This window comes from Plasticicumulans sp. (assembly GCF_035331805.1).
GTDB lineage: Bacteria > Pseudomonadota > Gammaproteobacteria > Competibacterales > Competibacteraceae > Plasticicumulans.
In genome coordinates this window covers 10,274-13,711 of sequence record NZ_DAOLKE010000068.1, presented here as the reverse complement: position 1 = coordinate 13,711, position 3,438 = coordinate 10,274, and the positions used below count along the sequence as shown (strand labels likewise).

The window sequence follows — 3,438 nt, the reverse complement described above, 5'->3', positions numbered from 1 at the left end:
CGTGGCCCGGCTGGCTGCGGCCGGCATCACGGCAAACCAGGTCACGCTCGCCGCCGCCGGCGCCTCGATGCTGCTCGGCGTGGCGCTGTACGCGGCGCCGAACGTGCCGGCGCTGTGGCTGCTGCTGCCGCTGTTCCTGTTCGTGCGCATGGCGCTGAACGCGATCGACGGCATGCTGGCGCGCGAGCACGGCCAGCAGTCGGCACTCGGCGCCTGCCTGAACGAGCTCGGCGATGTCTTCGCCGATGCGCTGCTGTACCTGCCGTTCGCGCGGCTGCCGGCCTGCCCGACGCGCTGGGTCGTGGCCTTCGTGCTGCTGGCGGTGATCTGCGAGATGGCCGGCGTGCTGATGCAGACGCTCGGTGCCAGCCGCCGCTACGACGGGCCGATGGGCAAGAGCGATCGTGCCGTCGCCTGCGGTGCGCTCGGGCTCGCGCTCGGACTCGGGGCGACGCCGGGGCCGTGGCTGGAGGTGGCGTTCGTGATCTTCTCGGCGCTCGGGCTCTGGACGCTGGTGCGCCGCGTCACGCGCGGACTGGCCGAGCGTGGCGCGGCGCCCGCGGGCCGGGCGTGAACGTGAACGTGAACGTGAACGCGTATTAGCGCACCAGCACCTCGTAGTCGGCGACCACCGTCTCCCTGCCGCCCCAGCCGATGTTGCAGCCCTTGAAGGCCGCGCGCAGCTTGCCGGGGTGGACGCCGCCGTTATGCGTCGCGCGGCAGATGTACAGCGGTTCGTTGCCGGGCGCGGCCTCGTGGCCGCCGACGATGGCGCCGAAAGGCACCGCTCCGCCGCTGGCCGCGACCCAGACGCCGACGCCCGAGGGCAGGTAGCTGTCGCGCAGCGTCAGGCCGCCGAGGTGCACGACGGCGAGTTCGGGCAGGGACGGCAGCTTCTGGTTCGGGCCGACGAACTCCAGCACGCCGGTGTCGGGCTTGCTGCCGTCGCGGTCCTCCAGTTCGTTCTGCGTGCGGCCGGTGCCGCGGAAGTGCTCGAACAGGCTGAGCTTGGTCTCGAGCAGCGAGCGGTACTTCCAGTCATCGCCGCCGAGCGCGGCGAGGCGCGCATACGGCGTGCCGGCAACGCGCTGGCGCGCAACGGCCGGGAAGTCCAGCACGAAGGTCTTTTCGGCCTCGGAGCGGAAGAAGGTCTGCCAGGGCGCGAACTCGCCCTTGCGCTCCGGCTCGACCGTGGCCGCTGCCGCCAGCCGGTCGAACAGCACGAAGGCATTGGCCCAGGTCGGCGAGTACACGTGCGTCTGCCAGTCCTGCGGCAGCGCGCCGTCGCGCACCTCCGATACGGTCACGGCCGGCGGGAAGCGGTAGACGATCGCGACCATGTCCTGATCGCGCTGCCAGGCGATGATGTCCTCGGCCTCGTAACCGATGTCGAGATAGATATCGAGCAGCGACTTGCCCTGCACGCTCTCGGGCGTGGTCACGAACACGAAGGGCTTGGTGCCGAGGATGGCGCTGTCGAGCAGCTTGCCGTCGGGGCCGATGACGACCTTGCGCGGCGCGATGCGCACGAAGATGTCGGAGCGGCGTTCGAGCTGCGCGTACGGCACCTTCGGCGTCGCCGGATCGCGCAGCACGGCGATGGCCGCCTTCAGCTCCGGACTCGTGGACCTGTCGTACAGCAGCTCGCGCAGTTCGGCGGCGTGGGCGAGGCCTGCGACCAGCATCAGGACGGCGGTACAGAACAGCTTGGCGGGGTTCAGACGGCCGGTCATGGCGTCAGCGTCTCCTTGCGGTCGGGGATGGCGGGCGGCATGCCCGCGCATCGACCTTAGGAAACCGGCCGCGACAATCCGGCAAGCGCCACTTGCGACGCGGCCGTGCGGGCGCTCAGGCCGCTGCCGGCGCCTCGCCGCCGAAAGCGCTGACCAGCGCCGGCAGGAAGGCCGCGAGTTCGAGCGTCATCAGCGCGAAGCGCGCGTCGAGTTCCTCGGCGACGGTCTCGGCGTTGAGATCGGCGAGCTGCTCCTGCACGACATCGAGAAAGCGCAGCCGGCGCACGGCGTGATCGTCACCGAGCACGCAGGACAGCCGCTCCTGCCATTCGACGGCCAGGCGCGTGACCTGCTTGCCGGCGGCAAGATGCGTACGGATCTCGTCACCGCCGAGGTCCTGGCCCTTGCAGCGCACGATGCCGCCCTCCTCGCCGGCATCGCGCAGCTCGCATTCGTCGCCGACCTGCCAGTCGGCCGGCGCGCCCCCGAGCCAGCCGGTCAGCACGCTCGCCGGCACCGCGGCAGTGCGCAGCGGCGCGATCGGCAGGCTGCCGGCGGCCTTGCGCAGCAGCGAGGTGAAGTCATCGACCGCCTTGCCCGGCGTGCCGTTGACCACCAGCCAGCCGCCGCGCGGATCGAGGTAGGCGTACAGGCGCTTGCGCCGCGTGAACGCGCGCGGCAGCAGGTCGAGCAGGACCTCGTCGCGCAGCGTTTCCTTTTCCTTGCGCCGGACCTTGCGTGCCTCGCGGTCCTCGATCTCGGCAACGCGCTCATCGAGCGCGGCACGGATCACCGAGGCCGGCAGGAGTTTGTCCTCGCTCTGCAGGCACACGAGCCAGAAGCCGCCGGCCGCGTGCACCAGCGCGCCGTCCTCGCCGCCGAGCGGCGGCACCCAGCCGCAGGTGACGAGGTCCTGCGAACCGCAGGGCCGGAAGGCCGCGTGCGCGAGCGCCTCGGCGAGCGTGTCGGGATCGAGCGTGCAGGGTTCGGTGAAGCGAAACGGCATCAGGCTCTTGAACCACATGCGGGACGGCATCCGGGTGGCGGCAGGGGGCGCGCATCATAAGCAGGCGGGCTGCCGGCGTCATCGCCGGCTCATTTATCCGAGCCGGAACAGCGCAGTACGGTCAGCCGAATAACCTTAATGAAATCTTGGTCATCTATGTTGCACGGCAACATGAATGTCGATATGCTGCTTCGCAACATGATCGTTCAACCCAACGCTTGACCCCTTTGGAGGAAGTAGCCATGGCCGACAACTTCGAGAAGTTCTTCGAGCAGACCAAGACCCTCGGCGCCCCGGTCGTCAAGGCCAACAAGCTGGCCGTCGCCAGCCTGGAGAAGCTGGTCGCGCTGCAGCTGAGCACGCTGCAGAGCTACACCGACCTGACCATCGCCCGCCTGAAGGCCGCGGCCGAAGTCACCGACCTCAAGAGCCTGCAGGCCTTCGCCGCGGATCAGGTCGAGCTCGCCAAGAGCCTGGGCCAGAAGCTGATGGACGACGCCAAGGCCTATGCCGACCTCGGCGCCGGCGTCAAGGCCGAGTTCGACAAGCTGGCCGAAGAAGCCGCTGCCGAGCTGCCGAAGTCGGTGCAGTCGTTCTCGAAGGCTGCCTGATGCCGCCGCGGCGCTGAACGCGCCGCCCGGTCTGCCGATCCGGACCGCCGCCGCCCGCAGGGGCCGCGGCGGTTCTGCTTTTTCGCGG

Annotated in this window: 4 protein-coding genes; 2 read left to right on the top strand and 2 right to left on the bottom strand. The window is 70.0% G+C overall.

Annotated features, from left to right (window positions below; all coding sequences use genetic code 11):
• Position 1 precedes the first annotated feature (1 nt).
• Positions 2-574, top strand: a complete 573-nt coding sequence (locus tag PKE44_RS07180; protein ID WP_324549530.1) for a CDP-alcohol phosphatidyltransferase family protein — start codon at positions 2-4, stop codon at positions 572-574.
• A gap of 25 nt (positions 575-599) precedes the next feature.
• On the opposite strand, the gene PKE44_RS07175 is transcribed toward PKE44_RS07180, so the two are convergent.
• Together PKE44_RS07175 and rdgC are read right to left on the bottom strand one after the other, a co-directional pair.
• Positions 600-1,733, bottom strand: coding sequence for a DM9 repeat-containing protein (locus PKE44_RS07175; protein ID WP_324549528.1), 1,134 nt, complete (start codon positions 1,731-1,733; stop codon positions 600-602).
• Positions 1,734-1,848: 115 nt separating this feature from the next.
• Positions 1,849-2,757 (bottom strand): recombination-associated protein RdgC, encoded by a 909-nt coding sequence (rdgC, locus tag PKE44_RS07170; RefSeq protein ID WP_324549526.1) that lies wholly within the window; start codon positions 2,755-2,757, stop codon positions 1,849-1,851.
• 224 nt (positions 2,758-2,981) lie between these two features.
• Here rdgC and PKE44_RS07165 point away from each other — a divergent pair, with 224 nt between their 5' ends.
• The gene (locus tag PKE44_RS07165; RefSeq protein ID WP_324549523.1) at positions 2,982-3,350 is read left to right on the top strand and encodes a phasin family protein; all 369 of its coding nucleotides are present in this window, start codon (positions 2,982-2,984) and stop codon (positions 3,348-3,350) included.
• Positions 3,351-3,438 lie beyond the last annotated feature (88 nt).

What these genes read in the sequence shown, in the direction of transcription:
- rdgC (WP_324549526.1), bottom strand. Translation starts at nt 2,757, where the DNA reads ATGTGGTTCAAGAGCCTGATGCCGTTTCGCTTCACCGAACCCTGCACG.
- PKE44_RS07175 (WP_324549528.1), bottom strand. Translation starts at nt 1,733, where the DNA reads ATGACCGGCCGTCTGAACCCCGCCAAGCTGTTCTGTACCGCCGTCCTG.
- PKE44_RS07165 (WP_324549523.1), top strand. Translation starts at nt 2,982, where the DNA reads ATGGCCGACAACTTCGAGAAGTTCTTCGAGCAGACCAAGACCCTCGGC.